Below are 19,476 nucleotides of genomic sequence, written 5' to 3' on the forward strand. Positions count from 1 at the left end.
CTCCCGAGCTCGTCCGCAGGGGAATCGGCCAGTTCAGCACTCCCTCTCGGCTTTCAAACATCGGATTGACGAGAGGTCGTACACAACCCGGGCGGCGGGTCAACCGGGGACGGGCCCCGGGCGGCGGGTCAGGGGCGGGCGGCGCGGCGGATGATGAGCATGTCCTGGGTGTGGCCGATGGCGTAGCCGCCGGCGGGGAGGGCGAAGTGCTCCTGGACGTAGGCGGTGAGGGCCGTGCGGGAGGGGCGGGGGTCGAGGGCGGCCAGGTCGGCGACGTTGACCATGAACTCGGCGACGTCCACCGCCTCGGCGAGGTGGGGCGTGCGGTAGTGGAGGTCGAGGGTTTCGAGGTCGTAGTCGTGCTCCGGGTGCCGCTCGCGCAGGCGGTCGGCGAGCGGGCCGAGGTCGTAGCGGACGCCGGTGAAGTGCGCGGCCATCCGCATGCAGGGGCTCTCCGGGTTCTGGAGCACCACCAGGAGGGTGCCGCCGAATGCCGTCCAGTCCAGGGCGCGGGTGACGGTGCCGAGCCAGTGCGCCTCGGGCACGTAGTAGAGCACGTGCGAGAGGTGGACGAGGTCGGCCTGCTCGGGCGGGTGCGCCCGGTCGAGCGGCTCCGGGAGGACCAGGGCGTCGGGGCAGACCGTGCGGAGCTTGTCGCGCATCGCGGCGCTGGGTTCCACCGCGATCGTGCGGTCGAAGGAGCGGCTCAGGTAGGCGGTGGTGCGGCCGTCGCCCGCGCCGAGGTCCAGCAGGACCCGGCGGTGCGGCAGGGCGGCCGCGATCTCGCCCAGCCGGGCGTGGGTGATCGGCTTCTCGTCGGTGCCGGCCAGGAAGAGCTCGAACGCCCGACGGTAGTCGGCGCTCGCCACGTCCAGCACCCGGACCGGATCCGCGTCCCTCGTCCTGGTCTCCACTGTCGGCCTCCCCTGTTGACGGCGTGTCGGGTCGCGCCATTGCACCGCGGGGGCGTGGCGCGGGGGTGCAGTGACGTTCCTGCCCGCGTGTCGGCCGGGTTCCGCCGCCAGGCCCCCCGGGCGACCGGCCCGGCCCCCGGTTAATCGGTGGCCGGGGCCTCGCGGCCGCTCCTACAGTGTCCGCCGGATCAAGAACGCCCAGGGAGCCGGACATGCGTGTGCACTACCCCCGGACGCCGCATCTGCCCTGGTCACCGGGCGCCGCGGCGGACGACGTACGGACCGGGGACCTGTCCGCACTGACCGGCGCCGAGGTCGTCGTCACCGAGAAGCTGGACGGCGAGAACACCACCCTCTACCGCGACGGCCTGCACGCCCGCTCGCTGGACTCCGCCCACCACCCCTCCCGCGCCTGGGTCAAGGGCCTCCAGGGCCGGATCGCCCCGCGCATCCCGGACGGCTGGCGGATCTGCGGCGAGAACCTGTTCGCCCGGCACTCGATCCCGTACACCGACCTGGAGAGCTGGTTCTACGGCTTCTCGGTCTGGACGGGTGCGACGGGCGGAGCGGGCAGGACAGGCGCCACGGGCGGGACGGGCGGGCCCGACGGCCGGGACCACTGCCTGGACTGGGACGACACCGTCCGCTTCCTGCGCCGCCTCGGCATCCCCACCCCCCGGGTGCTGTGGCGCGGCCGCTACGACGAACGGGCCCTGCACGCCCTGCGGTTGGACCTCGACCACCAGGAGGGGTACGTGGTGCGGACCGTCCGGGGCTTCCCCCGGGCCGAGTTCGGCGAGCGGGTCGCCAAGTGGGTGCGCCCGCGGCACGTGCGCACCGACACCCACTGGATGCACGCCGCGGTGGTCGAGAACGGGCTCGGCCCGGGCGCCGCGCTCTGGGCCGTACGGTCCGGTGCGCTGCCCGAACCCCCCGCCCTCGCAGCCGCCCTGGGGATCCCTGAACTCACCTTCCCGCCCGAGGAGTTGGCCCAGGTGTCGGCCCGGCTGGACGACCTGGGCCGGGGCGGCGACGCCCGGCTGGCCGGCGTGCTCGCCACCGCGCTGCGCACCGCCCCCCGCCAGTCGCTGGCCCCTCGGCTGGCCGGACCGCTCGGCCTGCCGCTGGCCCGGCGGGTCGCCGACCTGGTCGGGCTGCACCCGGCCCTCCAGCGGCCCTACCCGGACGAGGAGCGCCGCGCCGGGCTGGTCAGGCTCTCGGCCGCCGCCGACCTCGGGGTACTGCACGCCGTCGCCGCGACCGCCGCCCCCGGCCGGGCGGAGCGCGAGCTGGTCGCGTGGTCGGCGCTGTACGCCGAGGACGCCGGGCTGCTCGACCAGGCGCCGCTCGCCCCGCTGCGGGCCGGCCTGCGCGAGGCGCTGGCCGGCCTGGACCGCGACGCCGCCGACCGCTGCTGGGCCCAGGCCCGCGAGGCGTACGCCCTGGGCCGGATCGCCACCGCCGAGGAGGCCGTGGCGGCCACCTGGCGCTGGCGCGACGGCCGCTTCCCCCGGCTGCTCCACCTCTGCGGCCCCTCCGGCAGCGGCAAGAGCAGCTTCGCCGCCGGGCTCGGCGGCGTGGCCGCCCGGATCAGCCTGGACGACCTGCGTGCCGCCCGGGGCTCGCGCGCCGACCAGCGCGACAACGCCGAGGTGCTGCGCGTCGGGCTGGCCCGACTGGAGGCCGCCCTGGTCCCCGGCGGCCCCACCGGGCCCACCGCCGTCTGGGACGCCACCTCGCTCAACCGACAGCAGCGCTCCCTCGTCCACGCCGTCGCCCAACGCCGCGACGCCCTGGTCACCCAGGTCGTGCCGGTGGTCGGCGCGGACGAGCTGCTGCGCCGCAACGCCGTCCGGCCGCACCCGGTGCCCGCCGAGGTGCTCGCCTCGCAGCTGCACCGCTACGGCCCGCCGTACCCCGGCCAGGCGCACCGCACCTGGTACGTCGGCCCCGGTGGCACGGTGGAGGACACGGCGGGCACGATCGACGAGCAGGAGGACTGATGCGCCCCATCGAACAGATCTGCCAGCGCATCCGCTGGGACGCCCGCTTCGACCCGGCCCGGTTCACCCTGGGCGTGCGCCAGCGCGACGACCGCACCGAGCGCGTCCCGCTGGAGGCCTTCACCGCCTCCGGCGAGATCCCCTGGCACCGGGTGCACTGGGTCGAGGCGGACGGCGTACGGGTCTGGGACCGCGCCTCGGGCGTCGACCTGCTCGACCGCACCGAGGCCGGGCGCCGCACCGACCCGCCCCGGCTGCCCGCGCCCTTCTTCACCGCGACCACCCCGTACGCCTGGCACCCGGACGGCGGCTGGCGGCCCGCGGAGGCCGGTCCGCGGGCCCCGACGGCCGCCGGCCTGCGCGTGGTCACCTGGAACACCCTCTGGGACCGCTACGACACCGACCGCATCGCCTCCGCCCGCCGCAGGCCCCTGCTGCTCGCCGCGCTGGCGGCCGCCGACGCCGACGTCATCGCCCTCCAGGAGGTCGAGCCCGCCCTAATCACGCTGCTGCTGGCGGCGCCCTGGGTCCGCGCCGGGTACACCCTGGGCGCCGACCCGCTGGGGCCCGAGGTCGACGACCACGGCCTGCTGCTGCTCAGCCGGATGCCGGTGCTGGCGGCCGGACGGCACGCGCTGGGCCCGCACAAGGCCGTCACCGCCCTCTCGATACGGACCGCCGGCGGACCGCTGACCGTCGCCGCCGTCCACCTCAGCAGCGACCACTCACCGGACGGCGCCGGCCGGCGCCGGGCCGAACTCACCCGACTGGCCGAGGGCTTGGCAGGGGTCGAGGGCGAGCTGCTGCTGCTCGGGGACTTCAACGACGCCCGCTCCGACGCGTCGGGACCGGCCGCCGCGCTCGGCCTGCGGGACGCCTGGACCGAGGTGCGCGGGCCCGCCGACGACACCCCGACCTTCGACCCGACGGCCAACCCGCTCGCCGCGGTCTCCTCGCTGACCGGCCGGCCGGGCCGCCTGGACCGCGTCCTGCACCGCGGCGACGGCACCCACGCCACCGCCGCCGTCCTGCTCGGCGACCGCCCGGCCGAGGACGGGCTCCTCCCCTCCGACCACTACGGCGTGGCCGTCGACCTCGTGCTCGACGTACTCGACGTACTCGACGGCGAGGGCTCGGCCGGCCGCTCACCGGGCGTCCTGGAGGCGGCGCCCACCGCCCGCACCGCCGTCGCCTGGCTGCCGCCCGAGGAGCTGTGGCCGCCGATCCAGCGGCTGCGCGAGGCGTACGACCCGCAGCTGCGCCGCTGGCCCCCGCACGTCAACCTGCTGTTCGGCTTCGTCCCGGAGGCCGAGTTCGACCGCGCCCTGCCGCTGCTGGGCGCGGCGGCCGCCGAGGTGGCGCCGTTCACCGCGCGACTGGAGGGCGTGCACACCTTCGGGCACCGCGAGGACGCCACCGTCTGGCTGGACCCGGCCGCCGCGTCCCCCGCCCCGTGGGCGGCGCTGCGGCACGCGCTGGAGCGGCGCTTCCCCCGTTGCCGCGGCCGGGCCGAGGGCTTCACCCCGCATCTGACCCTCGGGCGCAGCGAGGACCCACAGCGCGCGGCCGCCGACTGCGCGGCCCGGCTCACCGCGGTCCCGGCCCGGGTCGGCGAGTTGGTGGTGCTCTCCCGTCGGGGCGCCGAGCCGATGCGGCCGCGCGCGGTGGTCTCACTGGGGACGGGCGAGGTGCGGACGGTGCCCGAGCAGCCGATCGCCTCGCCCGCCCCGGAGTCGGCCCGACACACCGACACCGCCCGGGCGTTGGCCCGGCTCGTCGCGGCGGCCCTGCCGGAGGGCGTGGTGCACACGGTCGGCTCCCGGCGGCTGGGCTGCCAGCTCGACGGAGGGGACCTGGACCTGGTGGTCGCGCTGCCCGGCGCCGCCGACCTGCCCGCCGTCCGCGCCCGGGTGGCAACCGCGCTGCCGCGGGCCCGGGGGCTGCGCGAGGTGCGCGGCGCCCGGGTGCCGGGGCTTCGGCTGGCCGCCGACGGCCTGTCGGTCGACCTCGTGGTGGCCTTCACCGGCGCGCTCGATCCGGCCCGAGCCGTCGACCGTCGTGCCGATTTGGGCGAGGCCGAGGCCGTCGCGCTGAGCGCGGTCACGGACGCCGAGGCGATCCTCACGGCGCTCGGCGACCGCCACCCCCGCTTCGTCCGGTTGGCGCGCCAGGTCAAGGCCTGGGCCCGGGCGCGCGGCCTGGACTCCGCGCCCTTCGGTCAACTGCCTTCGCTCGCCTGGTCGGTGCTGGCCGCGCGGACCGTCCTGGAGGCGACCGGCGGCCCCGAGGACGACCTCTTCCTGCGCTTCGCCGAGACCTGGGCGAGCTGGGACTGGCGCCGGCCGGTCGCCCTCACCGGCGACCCGACGCCTCCTTGCTCGGGCCCGCTCACCGTCCTCACCCCCTCCGCCCCGGTCCGCAGCTGCACCACCCAGGTCGGCGCGGAGCTGCGCGACCTGCTCACCGAGGAGCTCTACCGCGCCTGGGAACTGACCACCGAGGCCGCCGAGGCCGGCAAGGCAGCCGAGGCCGGTAAGGCCGGTAAGGCAGCCGCCGCTGCGGCCGCCGAAGCCCCCTGGCCGGCCCTGCTCGCCGCGCCCCCGCTGCACCGCCGGCACGCCGCCTGGGCCGTGGTCGGCACCGACGAGGAGTCACTCGGCCTGGTCCGGGGCCGCATCCGCGCCCTGCTGACCGCCCTGGAGGAGGCCGGGGCCACCCGGCTGCACGCCTGGCCCCACCCGTACCGGACCGCCGACGGCCGCGTCCACCTCCCGATCGGCCTCGGCCCCGCCCCGCTCCCCGCCGCCCGGATCGCCCCGCTCGCCAAGGCCTGGTCCCGGACCCTGCCCGGCGTCCGGGTCGAGTACGTCGACGGCGGCGGCGTCCCCACCCCGACCCGCTGAACCACCGGCCGCCCCGGCCCGCCGAACCACCGGCCGCCTCGGCCCGCCGGACCCATCCCGATCGCCCGCACGACGCCCGCCCGAGGAACCACACCGACCAGCCGAACCACCCCTTCCCGTCCGGCTCTTCTGGACAATCGCCCGCAAAATTTGCCACGGTGAGGACCAGCGGCCCAGCCATCGATCATGCGGCCGAAGCCCCATGGGAGCTCCCCCGTGCCCTCCGCCGACTTCCCCGCCTTCTACCTCGGGCAGAGCGTCTTCTCCGACCCCGGCGCCCACCTCCCCCGCTACACCGAACTCCCCAAGGATCCGAGCCGACTCGCCCGGATCGCCCGGAACCTGATCATCCATCGGCTCGAAGGCCAACTGTTCCACCACCCCATCCCGGCCGACCGGCTCCACCACGACGCCGAGACGCGCTACCTCGACGACATCCTGGACCTGATCGCCGACCGCGACCCGGCCCCGCTCAGCCACCCCCGGGCGCCGGCCGACCGCTTCGTCGGCGTCTGCCGGGACCTGGCCCTGCTGCACTGCTCCTTCCTCCGCCACGTCGGCGTCCCGGCCCGGCTGCGCTGCGGCTTCGCGGACTACCTCGGCCCGGACGGCTTCCACTGCGACCACGTGGCCACCGAGTACTGGGACGACCGTCGCGGCTGGCTGCTCGCCGACCCTCAGCTGACCGACCCGAAGGTCGCCGCCGCCTGGGAGGTGGACTTCGACCCGATGGACGTCCCGCGCGACCGCTTCCTGGTCGCCGGCCGGGCCTGGCGCACCATCCGCTCCGACCGGGCCGCCGCCGACTCCTTCGGCGTCCACCCGCCCGAGGAGGGCCCGCTCAACGGCGAGTGGTTCGTCGCCCACTCCACCCGGCTCGACCTCGCCGCCCTGAACAAGGTCGAGACCCTCCTCTGGGACACCTGGGGCACCGCCTCCACCAACACGCCCCACGCGCCGTACGACGAGGTGGCCCACCTGACCGTCGGCCCGGTCGACCTCCCCTCCGTCCGCCGCCTCTTCGCCGAGCACGACGCCCTGCGCACCCCGAGGACCGTCCTGTCCCTGGCCCCCTTCAACGGCCCCCGCGAGGTCACCCTGCGCTGACGGCCCGGTCGTGGTGTGACCAGTGAGGCTCTCCCCGGGCAGGGGCCGAGGCTGCGGGGCACTGTCAGTGTCAGTGATGTGCCGTACGGTCCTGCCATGGCAGCCGAAATCGATCTGACTCTCGATTGCGCGAACGCGCAACTCCTCGCCGATTTCTGGAAGACGGCACTGGGCTATATCGACGAGCCTCCGCCCGCTCCCTTCAGGACCCGCGAGGAGTGGCTCGCGCAGTTTGACCTGCCGGAGGACGACTCGGAGTACGACGGGGCATGGCTCTGCGATCCCGACGGCGTAGGCCCTCGCCTCTCCATCCTCGAGGTCCCCGAACCGAAGACGGCGAAGAACCGGCTTCATATCGACATTCGGGTGCCGGGACACGGCAGTGCCGGTGAGCGGTGGGCGCAGATCAAGGCGGAGTCCGAGCGGCTGGTGAAGGCGGGTGGGGCCGTCCTGCAGGAGTTCGGCGGGCACCACGTTGTGATGGCCGACCCGGAGGGCAACGAGTTCTGCGTCGCCGCAGCCTCGGCCTGAGGCCGGCAGAGGTCGGGGACGTTTCCCGGCCTCTGCCCTCGCCGGCCAAGCGCTGGGCGGACCGCTACCGCTCGCTCGGCGAGGCCGGCATGAGCGACCGTTCCAGCCGGCCACACCGACTGGCTCCACACCAACACCCTCAAGCAACGCGTCCGCCAACTCACCACCGACAACCGCACGCTCGATGAACGACTCAAGGCCGCCCGCTCCAACCTGCGGTTCCAGGACCGCCGCGTCGCCGACCTCGAAGCGCAGATCGCCATCCCACCGGGATGGTCCGCGCTACGCGGGGCGAAGAGCGGGGTCGATCTCGGCCAGAATGTCGTGCAGTTGACGGGCCCCCAGGGCAACACGGTCGTCAGTGTCCGACAGGATCTCCTCGCACAACTGCAGCGCCTTGTCCCGGTCTTCGGAGAAGATGCTGAACACGTCGACGATTGCGGTGTGGATCCAATCGCTGTGACTCGGATTGGCGACTGCCATCGCGGAGGCGACTATCGTCAGCCCGATCTTGTCCCTTCGCCGAAGCACGGCTTCCGCGGTCACCCGGGTGACGAAGGTGTCACCCGGGTCAAGCACGAGCTCCAGCAGTGGCCCGAGGGCCTCCTGCATGTCGGCGAGGGCCGCCAAGCCGCGACCGGCATCCGCCCGGTCACGGTAGTCCTGGCTTCGCCCGAGCTCGCGGAGCGCCACGACAGCGGCACGCCGCCGATCACTGTCCCCCCGCAGCAGGGCGCGCAGTCGCCTCACCTCAGCAATCAGGCGGGGCATGTCCTGTCGCGCGGAAGCGATGAAATCAAGATCGGCATCCAGTTGCAGGTCCGGACTGACCTGGACCCGTTCCCCGTTGGTGAACCGACTGAGATAGATCTCATCGTCCTCCACAGCAGTGGCCGGGGCGATCTGGATGCAGCTCGCCCCACCGGTCGCACCGCGAGTTTCCAGCACGGGAACCCACGGACCCGTGGATACGGCCGCGATGCGCACTTCCATGGACTCAAGCTCTTCTTCAGTCGGCATGACCGGATCATCCACCCCGACCGGGCAGACCGTCCACAGGATGCCCAGCAGGCCAAGGCGATCACCGCAGTCCGCTGCACAGGATGCCAACGGGTCCTCACCCTCGCAGCGGGCCAGGCGCCGCAGGGTGCGCTCGCTCATGAACCGCAGCCCCAGCTCCTCCGCCTCGACAGCAGGCATCGCCGTCAGCTCAACGGCCTTGGCCCGACGATACTCACCGAACGTGGTCGTCGCCGGATCGACGCCCGGCCGCGGTCCCCCCGGGTAAGGCCCGCTCCGGATACCCGGCCCGGTGTCCGGTCTCGGCCTCCAGCACGTGCTCGGCCCGGATACGGGCCTGCCGCAGCTGTTCGGGCGTCAGATCCGAGAACACCGTCCCCCGCCGGTCCCGGGCCGGCCGGTAGCCGCCGGGCGGGGTGAGCGGGCGGACATCGGGATGGCCGGCCAGCCAGCGAAGCGACCGACGACTCCGCTCGCCGTCAGCGTCCGCGAGGACCACCCGGCCCAGGTGGGGCTCAAGCCCCTACGACCCCTCAGCGTGGATCAGTGAGGATCCCCGAGAGCACGCGTCGCGCGTCACGGGCGTCAGCGCTGTCCTCGCCCAGGCTGTTGGCGCACGAGACGAGCGTCTTCCACAGCGCCCAGCCGCGTCCGCGCGCCCAAGTCGCATCGTCGACGCCCAGCCGCTTCCGGAACACGTCGCGGCCGTCGGCCGAGAGCAAGGTCCACGCGATCGCGAGGTCGCAAGCGGGGTCCCCCACGCCACACGTACCGAAGTCGATGACGGCAGCGAGCTGTCCGTGCTCAAGGAGCAGGTTTCCCTTGGCAAGGTCGCCGTGGAACCAGAAGTCGGTCCCGTCCCACTGAGCTTCGAGCGCCTCAGTCCACAACTCATGTGCCGGCGCGACGTCGATGTGGCCGCGCAGCTCGTCGAGCGCACCGAGCGCCTGCGCGTCGTAGGTCCGCAGCGTCGCTCCACGGAACCAGTTGTGCTTCCCAGGCTGTGGCCCTTCCGAGGCATCGATGCTCTGCAACGCGGCAACGAAGTCGGCCAGGCCCTCGGCGAGGCGGATCGGATCGACAACTGACTCGAACGTCGCGGGCGTGCCGTCGATCCACCCGTAGACCGACCACGCGAACGGGTAGGCCGCACCAGGGCTCCCCTTCGCCAGCGGCACCGGGATCGGCAGCGGGAGAGCGGGGGCCAGCTCGGGTAGCCAACGGTGCTCCTTCTCCACGGCCAGGGCGTACTCCTCCGCGCTGGGCAGCCGGAGCAACATGTCGTCGCCCAAGTGGAAGGTCCGGTTGTCCCAGCCGCCGTTCTCCACAGCCGTCACAGGTAGTGCGGCCCACTGTGGGAACTGTTCGGCAACGAGCCGACCTGCCTGTTCGGCGCTGACGGTGATCCGCTGGGGCATGGGCCCAAGATCTGGAACATCGTTCAACAGATACCCCCTTGTCAGGTAGAGCGCAGCCAGTCGAGGCAAACGGCGCCTCATCTCGACTTGATCATCGAAGTCGAAGCCCCGATCGGAGTCCAGGCCAGGATGCTGGATCGCGAAGGCATCGTCGGGAAGTTGCGCACCAGTTGCCTGGAGATGGGCATTCCAAGCGATGGTCAACGCCGCCTCGCAGTCGATCACCCCGTTGGGAGCGGCAGCACGAACCGCTGGCAGATCGGCCAGCGAGTCCGGATCGGTCAGGACTCGCTCGAACACACGTTGGCCCTGCACTATCAGCCAGCCACGGAAGTAGTCGAACGCGTCATCAGAACACCCGCCGTTGATGATGTAGGCGGCGGCCCACAGCGAGTTCCGGTAGGAGTGGGCCAGCAGCTCCCGCAGGACGTGATCGGCAGCAATGATCTCGTCGCGCGGTCGGGCGGAAAGCAGGGTCACTGCCATGGCGGCAACTGCTTCCCCATCCGCCGGATCGGAGACCCTGCATCGGGCGTCCTCGATCAACTTCCAGAACCTCTGAGCATCCATGACGCCAGAGCATGGCAGTCCCGTCCGACACCAAGCGCGGAGTGTGTTCGGCTACTGACCACTCGGCACCAGGTCCGAAGACCCAAGGTCCTCGACTCAGGACTGGCGCATGTCAGCGTCAGATGCCGGCTCCCGCAGCTCGGCGGGCACATTGGATGCATCTCGCCAGGCGCCCACGATCGCGAGAAGCGCCTCCCATGCTGCCTCGGCGGCGGCACCGGGCTGGCCACGGTCGAGTTCAGCGAGCAGCCGCTTGCAGAGGAGGTTGGTGACGTCATACAGTGCGCCCGAGGCGCGAGACACATCGGCCATACCCGAGTCCGAGGGGTGCGGTGGTTCGCCGGGAAGCCGAATGGCAACCGAACCAGCGGAGTAACTCCGCCCATGAACGAAGTCACGCAGAGCGCGGAGCTGTTCTCGGGTCGGCAGTGTCGGCCGGACAGTTCGCTCGGTCACGAACCGACTCTACCGACGCTGCCTCTCTGCCACTCCCGATGCCTGTTCCGGCTACTGCGTACCGGCTCAACTGCTGAGCCAGGAAACAGTAGTTGGAACCTCAGGCTTCTTGCGACCAGCCGTGAGATGTGTCCGCTCTGCCGGCCGCGCACAGCCGCACCCGGTGACGCTGGAGGTCGACCTCGGCGACCTTCACCGTGATCAGTTCGCCTTCATCGACAAGCTGATCCGGGATCTCGACCGGCCTGTCAGTCAGCTCAGAGAGATGAAGGAACCCCACAACATCGGGAGCAAGCTGCACGAACACGCCAAAGGGAACGATCTTGGTGATCGGCCCGGCGAGGACCCGGCCGACCTGATCCGCAAACCGAATGAGCGGATCTTCCCGCAGCGCCTTCAACGAGAGCGTGACCTGACCGGAGCGCGTCTCGGCGACGATCACCTCAGCGGTGATCCGCTGGCCGGCTTCGACCGCCTCGGAGGGGTGGTTGATCAAGGCCCACGTCAGGTCCGGCACCCGGATGAAGCCGGTGCACAGGCCGTCCGGTTCACCATCGACGTGGACGAAGACCCCGAAGTTGTGAACCTCGGAGACCGTCCCAGCGACGACCTGCCCTCGTTCAAACGCGAGGAGAAAAGACCGCAAGGCCGGAATCTCGCACGCCCTGGCGGAGAGGTGAAGCCGGCCCTCGCGCCAACGCCCGATCTCTTCGGCATCGATCTCCTGACCGACCTCAAACAGCTCGGATGGATGCTCCGTCCGGCGCATCGACGCTTCCTGCCGAGGAATCCGACCGATCTCAGTCGCCCCTCCTTCAGCATCTACGAGCTGCACCAGGACGTCTGCCCCGTCGAACCCGATGACCTTTACCGTTCTCACGACCCCCGGACGGAGGTGGTTGATCAAGGACTGCGTGCGAGGGTCAGGGGCTGGCTCGGACATGGACGCGAGCCTAGTCGGCGCCGGCCTCGCTGGGTCCCAACTCTCGTGACCAGGTTCCAACCAACGCGTCACGGCTCAGCTACGGACTGCAGTCAGAAGGTTGGCGCGGCCAGGTATCGGGCCCCGTGGCCAACAAGCATGTGAGGTCACAGCCGACGGCCTCCCCGCACCCCAGATCCGAAAATTTCATTGCGCAATTTTTCTTTCAGATCTATCGTCGAAGCATGCCCGAAGAGCCCCGGCCCGACCGGATCACTGACCTGTCCCGCCTGAAGGCGTTCACCAACCCGCTGCGGATGCAGCTCTACCGCCTGCTCTACGCCGCCGGCAGCGCGACCGCCTCCCAGCTCGCCGAGCAGGTCGACCAGGCGCCGTCCCTGGTCAGTTACCACCTGCGCAAGCTCGCCGAGCAGGGTTTCGTCACCGAGGCGAGCGGCCGGAGCACCGACGGCCGGGAGCGCTGGTGGCAGGTCGCCTCCGAGGAGGGCTGGGGCTTCCGGGAGTCCGAGCTCGCCGGCACGCCCGAGGGCGCCGCCGCCGTCAACGCGGTGACCAAGGGCCTGGTCGACTCCCGCTCCGCCCAGTACCGCGCCTACCTCGACCAGAGCGCCGCCTGGGGCCGGGAGTGGGCGGACGCGGCGTTCAGCTCCGAGTGGATGCTCGATCTCACCGCACCCGAACTCGCCGAACTGAACGAGGAGTTGCAGGCCCTCTCGCGCCGCTGGCGGGAGCGCGGCAAGGCCGCGAGGACGGCCGGCGACACCGTCGGCCGCGAGCACGTGTCCGTCCACCTGTACGGGTTCCCCTTCCGCCCCTGACACCGGCGCCGCCGTGTCCCCGACCGCCGGAGTCCCCGATGACCCTCGCGGAACCGACCCTTTCCCGCGCGAGCGCCACACCGCCCGCCCACCGCGACGGCAACGTGCTGCGCTGGCTCGCCGCGTACACCGCCTCCCTGATCGGCGACAGCGTCTACTTCGCCGCCCTCGCCTGGGCCGCCCAGCGGTCCGCCGGGCCCACCGAGGTCGGCCTGGTCATGGCAGCGGGCGCCGCCCCGCGCGCCCTGCTCATGCTCGGCGGCGGCGTCCTGGCCGACCGGCTCGACCCGCGCCGGGTGATCCTCGGCAGCGACGCCCTGCGCTGTCTGCTGATCCTCTCGGTGGCCGCCGCCATCGCGCTGACCACGCCCGCACTCTGGCTGCTGGTCGCGGTGGCGCTGGTCTTCGGTGGCGTGGACGCCCTGTTCGTCCCCGCCGTCGGTGCCCTGCCGCCCCGGATCACCCGCCCCGACCAGCTGGCCAGGGTCACCGGCCTGCGCTCGCTGGCGATGCGCCTCGGCCAGATCGCCGGACCGCCGCTGGGCGGCCTGGCCATGGGCCTGGGCGGCCCGGCCGCCGCCTTCGCGACCGCGGGACTGCTGTTCGCGATCTCGCTGCCGCTCCTGCTCTCCGTCCGGATCAGCCCGCTCGAAGCCCCCTCGAACGACGCGCAACCGAACGGCGCGAACGCCGCCCCGCCCCGGCGCGGCACCCCGCGCGCCGAGCTGCTCGACGGGCTGCGCTACATCCGCCGCCACCCCCTGCTCGGCCCTCTGGTCGCCGCCGGAGCCGTCTGCGAACTCGGCCTCACCGGCACCCTCAACGTCGGCATGGTGCTGCTCAACGCCGAGCGCGGCTGGGGCCCGTCCGGCTACGGCTGGATCGTCGGCTGCTTCGGCGCCGGGGCCGCCGCGAGCGCCGCGCTGCTCGCCGTCGTCGGGCGGCTTCCCCGGGCCGGCCTGACCATGGCCGGCACCCTGCTGGCGGGCAGCGTCGGTGCGGCGGCCATGGCGCTGGTGCCGCAGCTGTGGACGGCGGCCGTCCTCGCCGCCCTGGTGGGCCTGGGCGCGGGCGTCTTCGGCAGCCTGGACAACGCCCTGATCCAGACCACCGCCGACCCCGCCTACCTGGGCCGGGTCACCTCCGTCATGATGCTCACCATGGTCGGCCTCGCCCCGCTCAGCTATCCGCTGGTCGGCGCCGCCATCGGCGCCTGGGGCGCCGCCCCGGTCTTCGTCGGCTGCGGCGCCCTCTCCTGCCTCGGCGCCGCGCTGGCCCTCGCCTCCCCGGCGGTCCGCCGCGCCGAGCTCCCGCGCGCCGCCCGTTGAGGTCTCCGACCAGCCCGCTACCAGGTGACCGGGAGCGCCTCGACGCCGTAGACCGTCGAGCCCTCGCGGAAGCGGAGGTCGGCCTCGGGGACGGCGAGCCGCAGGGCGGGGAAGCGCCGCAGCAGGGCCGGCAGCGCCACCTTCAGTTCCAGCCGGGCCAGTTGCTGCCCGAGGCACTGGTGGGCGCCGAAGCCGAAGGACAGCTGGGCGACCGGGCGGCGGCGCAGGTCGAGGTCGTCCGGGCGCTCGGGGACGAGTTCGGGGTCGCGGTTCGCGGTCAGCGGGGAGAGCAGCACGTGCTCGCCCTCGGCGATCCGGTGCCCGTTGACCTCGACGTCGGCCACGGCGGTGCGCAGCAGCGGTGCGGGGATGGCGAGATGGCGCAGCAGTTCCTCCACGGCCGGGCCGGTAGCCTCGGGGTCGTCGCGCAGCGCGGCGAGCTGCTCCGGGTGGCGGAGCAGGGCCAGCACGCTCAGGGCGAGCATCGTCGCGGTGGTCTCGTGCCCTCCGACCAGCAGGGTGGTACCGAAGCCGACGAGCTCCTCGTCGGTGAGCTCCGCGCCGTGCTGCCGCACCACCTCACCCAGCACGCCGCCCCCGGGCGCGGCCCGGTTGTGGGCGACGATCTCCGCCATGGCCGTGTTCAACTCGGCCGAGGCGGCGACCAGTTGCCCGGCGTCCGCGGTCCCGTCCATGATCACCTGGGAGCAGCGCTGGAACATCGCCCGGGTCCCGTACGGGACGTCGAGCAGTTCGCAGATCGCCAGCGAGGGGATGGGCAGGGCGAAGTCCTCGACCAGGTCGGCGACCGGCCCGCGCTGCGCCATGGCGTCGAGGTGGTCGGCGACGATCGTCTCGATCGCGGGTCGCAGCCGCTCGACCTGACGGACGGTGAAGCTGCCGGTGAGCATCCGGCGCAGGCGGCTGTGCTCCTGGCCGCTGTAGGCGGGCAGGAAGCCCGGGTGGTTGAACAGGGTGCGCGGCAGCGAGGGGTCGATGCCGTTGCCCGTCACCAGGCGCTCGTCCGCGAACGCCGCCCGGACGTCGCCGTACCTGGTGATGACGACGGCCTCGATGTCGCCGCGCACCGGGTGGGTCACCCGCAGGCGCGGCAGGCCGTCCTCCTCGCGCATCCGGCGGAGGTCGGGCGACGGGTCGAACGGGCAGGTCCGGTCCCGTTCGGAGGCGACGAAGGACGCCGAGCGGCGGTCGGGCATGGTGCGGGCTCCTCAGCTGGATCGGTCCGGGGAACGCGGGTCGTGGGACGCGGGTCGTGGGACGCGGGTCGTGGAACGGTGGGGCCTCACCCGTGGTAGCGGGTGGAGGCGTGGTGCCAGTCGTAGGCGCCGCGGATGGTGGTCTGCAGCGCCTCGGTGCAGTAGCGCCGCAGCAGGTCGCGTTCGGCCGGGTCGAGGCGGCCGGCCGCCGGGGCGTCGAGCAGGACCCGATGGGCGCCGGTGAACAGCTCCAGGGCTTCACTGCGGCGGTGCAGCGCCCGGTCCACCGCCTCCTGCCGGGTGAGGCCGTGTTCCCGTTCCAGGCAGAGCACCAGGTTGTTCTGCTCCCCCTGGGCCGCGTCCTTCTCCAGGGAGACGATGTCGTTGTCGCAGATGATGAAGGTCTTCGTCATCTCGCGCATGACCGACAGGTGCGGCAGCGCGTACAGGTGGTCGGGCAGGACGCAGGAGGACAGCCGCTCGGCGAGGTCGATGACCGGTGCGACCCCGATGGTGTGGCGCCGGACCCGCAGGTAGGTGCTCAGCGGCAGCGGCGCTCCGGACTGTCGGCTGCGCGCCTCGTGGACGTGGTGCTCCAGGTAGGAGGACCAGTGGGCCGCGGACCGCCGGATCCAGTCTTCCGGCATGCTCTGGCAGCTGCGGCGGCGCATGTCGGCGAAGGCGGCGGCCAGCGGCAGCGGTGACGCCTCGCCGGTGACGCCCTCCCGGACGAGTCCGACGAGGTGGCGGACCCGCTCGGGCGAGGCGCCCCACTGTTCGTCGAGCGCGTCGTCGAACAGGAAGTACCAGCTCTGCTGGTCGACGCCGAGGTCCAGTTCGCTCCCGGTCGCGTTCGGATAGAACATGGCCGCGATCAGCGGGAACTGGCCCTTCAGGTGGTGGGCCCGCTCCGCTTCGGTGGACAGGAAACCGAAGGACTCCGGCCAGGCGAGGTGGCGGTCGTGGGCGGCCCGGAAGTCCGGGCTGATCCGGCGCGGGAAGGGAAGGAAGTCGAGGTCCGCGGCCTGGGCCGGCGCCTCCTGGTCCGGGGACAGGGGCTCTGCCGTCGATGTCATGGTGTGGCGCACCTCCGGGAAGGGGACCGGTCGGCCCCGGGGACGGAGCCGGCCGGTCGGGACGGGGCCGGTGGGCCGGTCGGAACGGGACCGGTTCAGCCCGCCGGCCAGGGTGAGACGCGCATGGGCAGCGCGTTGGGCCGGATCAGCGCCTGGACCACCGGCCGGACCCGGTGCCCCGCGACCGGCCGCGGACGCCACCGGGAGACGATCGACCGCAGGACGACCAGCATCTCGGTCATCGCGAAGTGGTCCCCGATGCACTTCCGGTTGCCCAGGGCGAACGGGACGTAGGCGCCCGGCGGCAGGTCCTTCTCGGGGCGGACGAGCCAACGGTCCGGGTCGAACCGCAGCGGGTCGGGGTAGTACGCCGGGTCGCGGTGCATCGTCAGCGCGCTGTAGATCAGCTCGGCCCCGCGCGGGAGGTCGACCCCGCAGATCCGCGCCGGCTCCAGGGCGCGCCGCATGAGCAGCCAGCTGGGCTGGTGCAGCCGGAGCACCTCGCGCAGGAAGCGGTCGGTGAACGGGAGCGTCGCCGGGCCGGGCAGGGCGCCGGCGGGCAGCGCGTCGCACTCGGCCTTCATCCGTTCGGCGAGGTCCCGGCGCCGGCCGAGCTCGTGGAGCGCCCAGGCCAGGGTGGTGGACGTGGTCTCCGCCCCCGCCATCAGCAGGGAGAGCAGTTCGTCACGGGCTTCCAGGTCGGTCATCCCCTCGGGCTTGCCCGGGGTGCCGGCGAACATGATCGACAGCAGGTCGCCGCGGTCGTCGGGGTCGTGTCGGGCCTGCCGGACGGCGGTGTCCGCGAGTTCGCGCAGCGCCTCGGCGGCGGCCAGGTACCTGCGGTGCCCCAGCGCGGGTGAGGAGGCGATCGGAGCGGGCAGCAGGGTGCCCACGAAGACCCCGCGCATCACCGTGGTCAGGTGCTCGGCGACGCGTTCCCCCAGCTCGGCGACGGCCGCGGCGCCGTCCGGGCGTTCGGTGCTGAACAGCGTCGCCACGAGCATGGCCGTCATCATCCGGCGCAGCACCAGGTCCATGGCGATCACCTCGCCGGTACGCCAGGCCGACACCTGCTCCTCGGCGAGGTCGGTCATCGTGTCGACGCACGCGGCGATGCTGTCCCGGTGGAAAGCCGGTTGGAGCGCCCGCCGTTGGCGGATGTGGAAATCCCGCTCGGAGGTGATGATGCCGTTGCCGATGAAAGGCCGTGCGACGTCGAACAGTAGCCCTTTGCCGAACTTCCGGCTCTGTGTCAGGAGAACCTCGTGGACGGCCTCCGGCGAGTTCAGGACGAACACCGGGCGATTCCCGAGGAATATCCTGACGATGCCGCCCTGCGCCCTGATCGACTGCAGGAACTCGACCCGTCTGACGGCCAGCTGCGGCAGGTGACCGAGTAGTGGAAAGCGCCCCTGTGCCACGGGCGCCGCCACGGGAGCGGTGGTGGAACGCACAGCCCTGCACCTCCCTGAAGCCTCGGATCGAAAATCCGTCGGACAGTGGAACATTCACTCGCTCGCGGTGCACGGTGATCATCGTTCGCCACCTCCGGAGAGGTCAAGGGACCGGCTGGAATTGCGACTGCCGGGGTGGTTTTGAGCCGAACGGCGTGAATTCCCCCCACCTGTCGAAGGTTTCAGGCCACCCGCACCGGATTGGACCGGGACGCCGCCCGCCCCGGTGGCTAGCCTCCATCACACCGCCCGACCGACCAACGGAGAAATGCCATGCACCCCGAACTCGCCGCCGATCTGGGCCAGTTGCCCGAGGTCCTGGAGGAGGCCCGGCGGCACGCGCTCGCCTTCCTGGCCGGCCTCGACGAGCGGCCCGTGGTCGCCCGGCCCGAACGGCCCGAGGCCGAGCCGACACAGCCTCCCACCGCCACCCCGCTCGCCACCGAGGGCGGCGGGGTGCGCGCCGCCCTGGCGGAGTTCGAGCGGCGCTGGGAGCCCCGGCTGTCGGCGAGCGCCGGGCCGCGCTACTTCGGGTTCGTGACGGGCGGGGCGACACCGGCGGCACTCGCCGGCGACTGGCTGACCTCGGCCGTGGACCAGAACTCCAACTCCTCGCTGGATCCGGCCGGTCAGCAGCTGGAACGGGAGACGGTCGGCTGGCTGCGCGAGCTGTTCGGCCTCTCGGCGGCGCACCACGGCACCTTCGTGAGCGGCGCGGCGATGTCGAACACGGTGGGGCTGGCGGTCGCCCGCGAGTGGCTGGGCGAGCGGCTCGGCGTGGATGTCGCCGAGGACGGCGCCGGCGCACTGGGGCCGGTGCGGGTGCTGTCCGGCAGCGCGCACTCCAGTGTCGCCAAGGCGCTGTCGGTGCTGGGCCTGGGCCGCGCGGCGCTGCGGGCGGTGCCCGTCCTGCCGGGCCGGGAGGCGGTGGACGTGGCGGCGCTGGAGCGGACGCTGGCCGAGGCGGACGGGCCGTGCGTGGTGGTGGCCAACGCCGGGACGGTCAACACCGTCGACTTCGACGACCTGCGGGCGATCGCCGCGCTCCGCGAGCGGTACGGGTTCTGGCTGCACGTGGACGCGGCCTTCGGCGCCTTCGCCGCGCTGTCGCCGGAGCACGCGGAGCTGGTGGCGGGCCTGGACCTCGCCGACTCGGTCTGCGTCGACCTGCACAAGTGGCTCAACGTGCCGTACGACAGCGCCGTGCAGTTCACCCGCCGCCCGGACCTCCAGGCCAGGGTCTTCCGCAACGCCGCCGCCTACCTCGGGCCTCTCGGCGAGCAGCCGGACCTGGTCCACCTGACGCCGGAGAACTCCCACCGACTGCGCGCCCTCGCCGCCTGGTTCACCCTGCGGGCGTACGGCCGCGCCGGGCACCGGGAGATCGTGGAGCGCTGCGTCGCCGGTGCCCGGGCGCTCGGCGCGGAGGTGGCCCGGATCGACGGCCTGGAACTGCTCGCGCCGGTGCGGCTGAACGTGGTCTGCTTCACGCTGGCGGCGGACCCGACCCCGGAGCGGCTGGCCGAACTCGCCGCCGAGCTGGCCGAGGAGGCCTTCCTCACCCCCACTCACTACGCGGGGCGGCCCGCCCTGCGCGCGGCGTTCAGCAACTGGCGCACCACCGAGGCGGACGTCCGGCGGACGGCCCGGGCGCTGGCCCGGGCCGTCCGGAAAGCGACGGCCTGAGCGTCACGGCCTCGGCCCCGTCGGCCCGCCTC

15 protein-coding genes and 2 pseudogenes are annotated in these 19,476 nt (G+C 72.9%); 8 read left to right on the forward strand and 9 right to left on the reverse strand.

The genetic code is table 11. From position 1 onward, the window contains the following. Positions 1 to 128: 128 nt before the first annotated feature. Complete coding sequence (locus tag ACGF13_RS32560; RefSeq protein WP_392882160.1) at positions 129 to 914, reverse strand: class I SAM-dependent methyltransferase; 786 nt, start codon at positions 912 to 914, stop codon at positions 129 to 131. A gap of 212 nt (positions 915 to 1,126) precedes the next feature. Here ACGF13_RS32560 and ACGF13_RS32565 point away from each other — a divergent pair, with 212 nt between their 5' ends. From ACGF13_RS32565 to ACGF13_RS32585, 5 genes and pseudogenes are all read left to right on the forward strand, one after another. Next, positions 1,127 to 2,917, forward strand: coding sequence for an RNA ligase family protein (locus ACGF13_RS32565; protein ID WP_392882163.1), 1,791 nt, complete (start codon positions 1,127 to 1,129; stop codon positions 2,915 to 2,917). Next, positions 2,917 to 5,820, forward strand: coding sequence for an RNA repair domain-containing protein (locus ACGF13_RS32570; RefSeq protein ID WP_392882165.1), 2,904 nt, complete (start codon positions 2,917 to 2,919; stop codon positions 5,818 to 5,820). Before ACGF13_RS32565 ends, ACGF13_RS32570 begins: the two co-directional genes overlap by 1 nt. A 186-nt stretch (positions 5,821 to 6,006) precedes the next feature. Continuing rightward, positions 6,007 to 6,927 (forward strand): transglutaminase-like domain-containing protein, encoded by a 921-nt coding sequence (locus tag ACGF13_RS32575; protein WP_392882168.1) that lies wholly within the window; start codon positions 6,007 to 6,009, stop codon positions 6,925 to 6,927. Positions 6,928 to 7,023: 96 nt separating this feature from the next. Further along, positions 7,024 to 7,458, forward strand: a complete 435-nt coding sequence (locus ACGF13_RS32580) for a VOC family protein (protein WP_392882170.1) — start codon at positions 7,024 to 7,026, stop codon at positions 7,456 to 7,458. A 44-nt stretch (positions 7,459 to 7,502) separates the two neighbouring features. Beyond that, positions 7,503 to 7,607 (forward strand): annotated as a pseudogene (locus ACGF13_RS32585) (leucine zipper domain-containing protein); the annotation flags it as partial. Between the two features lie 133 nt (positions 7,608 to 7,740). On the opposite strand, the gene ACGF13_RS32590 reads toward ACGF13_RS32585, so the two are convergent. The 5 genes and pseudogenes from ACGF13_RS32590 to ACGF13_RS32610 all read right to left on the reverse strand — a co-directional run bounded on the left by ACGF13_RS32590 (position 7,741) and on the right by ACGF13_RS32610 (position 11,865). Beyond that, positions 7,741 to 8,658, reverse strand: coding sequence for a hypothetical protein (locus tag ACGF13_RS32590; RefSeq protein ID WP_392882172.1), 918 nt, complete (start codon positions 8,656 to 8,658; stop codon positions 7,741 to 7,743). Between the two features lie 353 nt (positions 8,659 to 9,011). Continuing rightward, positions 9,012 to 9,923, reverse strand: a complete 912-nt coding sequence (locus tag ACGF13_RS32595; RefSeq protein WP_392882268.1) for an aminoglycoside phosphotransferase family protein — start codon at positions 9,921 to 9,923, stop codon at positions 9,012 to 9,014. Between the two features lie 168 nt (positions 9,924 to 10,091). Further along, positions 10,092 to 10,466: pseudogene (locus ACGF13_RS32600) on the reverse strand (DUF4240 domain-containing protein); the annotation flags it as partial. A 96-nt stretch (positions 10,467 to 10,562) separates the two neighbouring features. Further along, positions 10,563 to 10,922: a hypothetical protein gene (locus tag ACGF13_RS32605; protein WP_392882174.1), complete on the reverse strand. Its 360-nt coding sequence runs from the start codon at positions 10,920 to 10,922 to the stop codon at positions 10,563 to 10,565. Between the two features lie 100 nt (positions 10,923 to 11,022). Next, complete coding sequence (locus ACGF13_RS32610) at positions 11,023 to 11,865, reverse strand: S1 RNA-binding domain-containing protein (RefSeq protein ID WP_392882177.1); 843 nt, start codon at positions 11,863 to 11,865, stop codon at positions 11,023 to 11,025. A 224-nt stretch (positions 11,866 to 12,089) separates the two neighbouring features. Here ACGF13_RS32610 and ACGF13_RS32615 point away from each other — a divergent pair, with 224 nt between their 5' ends. Next, positions 12,090 to 12,683 carry an ArsR/SmtB family transcription factor gene (locus tag ACGF13_RS32615; protein ID WP_392882179.1) on the forward strand — a complete coding sequence of 198 codons (594 nt, stop codon included), beginning with the start codon at positions 12,090 to 12,092 and terminating at the stop codon, positions 12,681 to 12,683. A 38-nt stretch (positions 12,684 to 12,721) separates the two neighbouring features. Beyond that, entirely contained in the window at positions 12,722 to 14,011 is a 1,290-nt protein-coding gene (locus ACGF13_RS32620) for an MFS transporter (RefSeq protein ID WP_392882181.1), read from the forward strand. 17 nt (positions 14,012 to 14,028) lie between these two features. Here the strand turns inward: ACGF13_RS32620 and ACGF13_RS32625 are convergent, their stop codons facing one another. The 3 genes from ACGF13_RS32625 to ACGF13_RS32635 form a co-directional block, all read right to left on the reverse strand. Next, complete coding sequence (locus tag ACGF13_RS32625) at positions 14,029 to 15,228, reverse strand: cytochrome P450 (RefSeq protein WP_392882184.1); 1,200 nt, start codon at positions 15,226 to 15,228, stop codon at positions 14,029 to 14,031. Between the two features lie 86 nt (positions 15,229 to 15,314). Next, a complete protein-coding gene (locus ACGF13_RS32630; protein ID WP_392882186.1) occupies positions 15,315 to 16,304 on the reverse strand; it encodes a pentalenene synthase in 990 nt (329 codons plus the stop codon). A gap of 95 nt (positions 16,305 to 16,399) precedes the next feature. Then, a complete protein-coding gene (locus tag ACGF13_RS32635) occupies positions 16,400 to 17,758 on the reverse strand; it encodes a cytochrome P450 (protein WP_392882189.1) in 1,359 nt (452 codons plus the stop codon). A gap of 273 nt (positions 17,759 to 18,031) precedes the next feature. Between ACGF13_RS32635 and ACGF13_RS32640 the strand changes: the two genes are divergently transcribed. Continuing rightward, positions 18,032 to 19,444 (forward strand): pyridoxal phosphate-dependent decarboxylase family protein, encoded by a 1,413-nt coding sequence (locus tag ACGF13_RS32640; protein ID WP_392882191.1) that lies wholly within the window; start codon positions 18,032 to 18,034, stop codon positions 19,442 to 19,444. Positions 19,445 to 19,476: the final 32 nt, after the last annotated feature.

The organism is Kitasatospora sp. NPDC048286, from assembly GCF_043201735.1.
Classification (GTDB): Bacteria; Actinomycetota; Actinomycetes; order Streptomycetales; family Streptomycetaceae; genus Kitasatospora.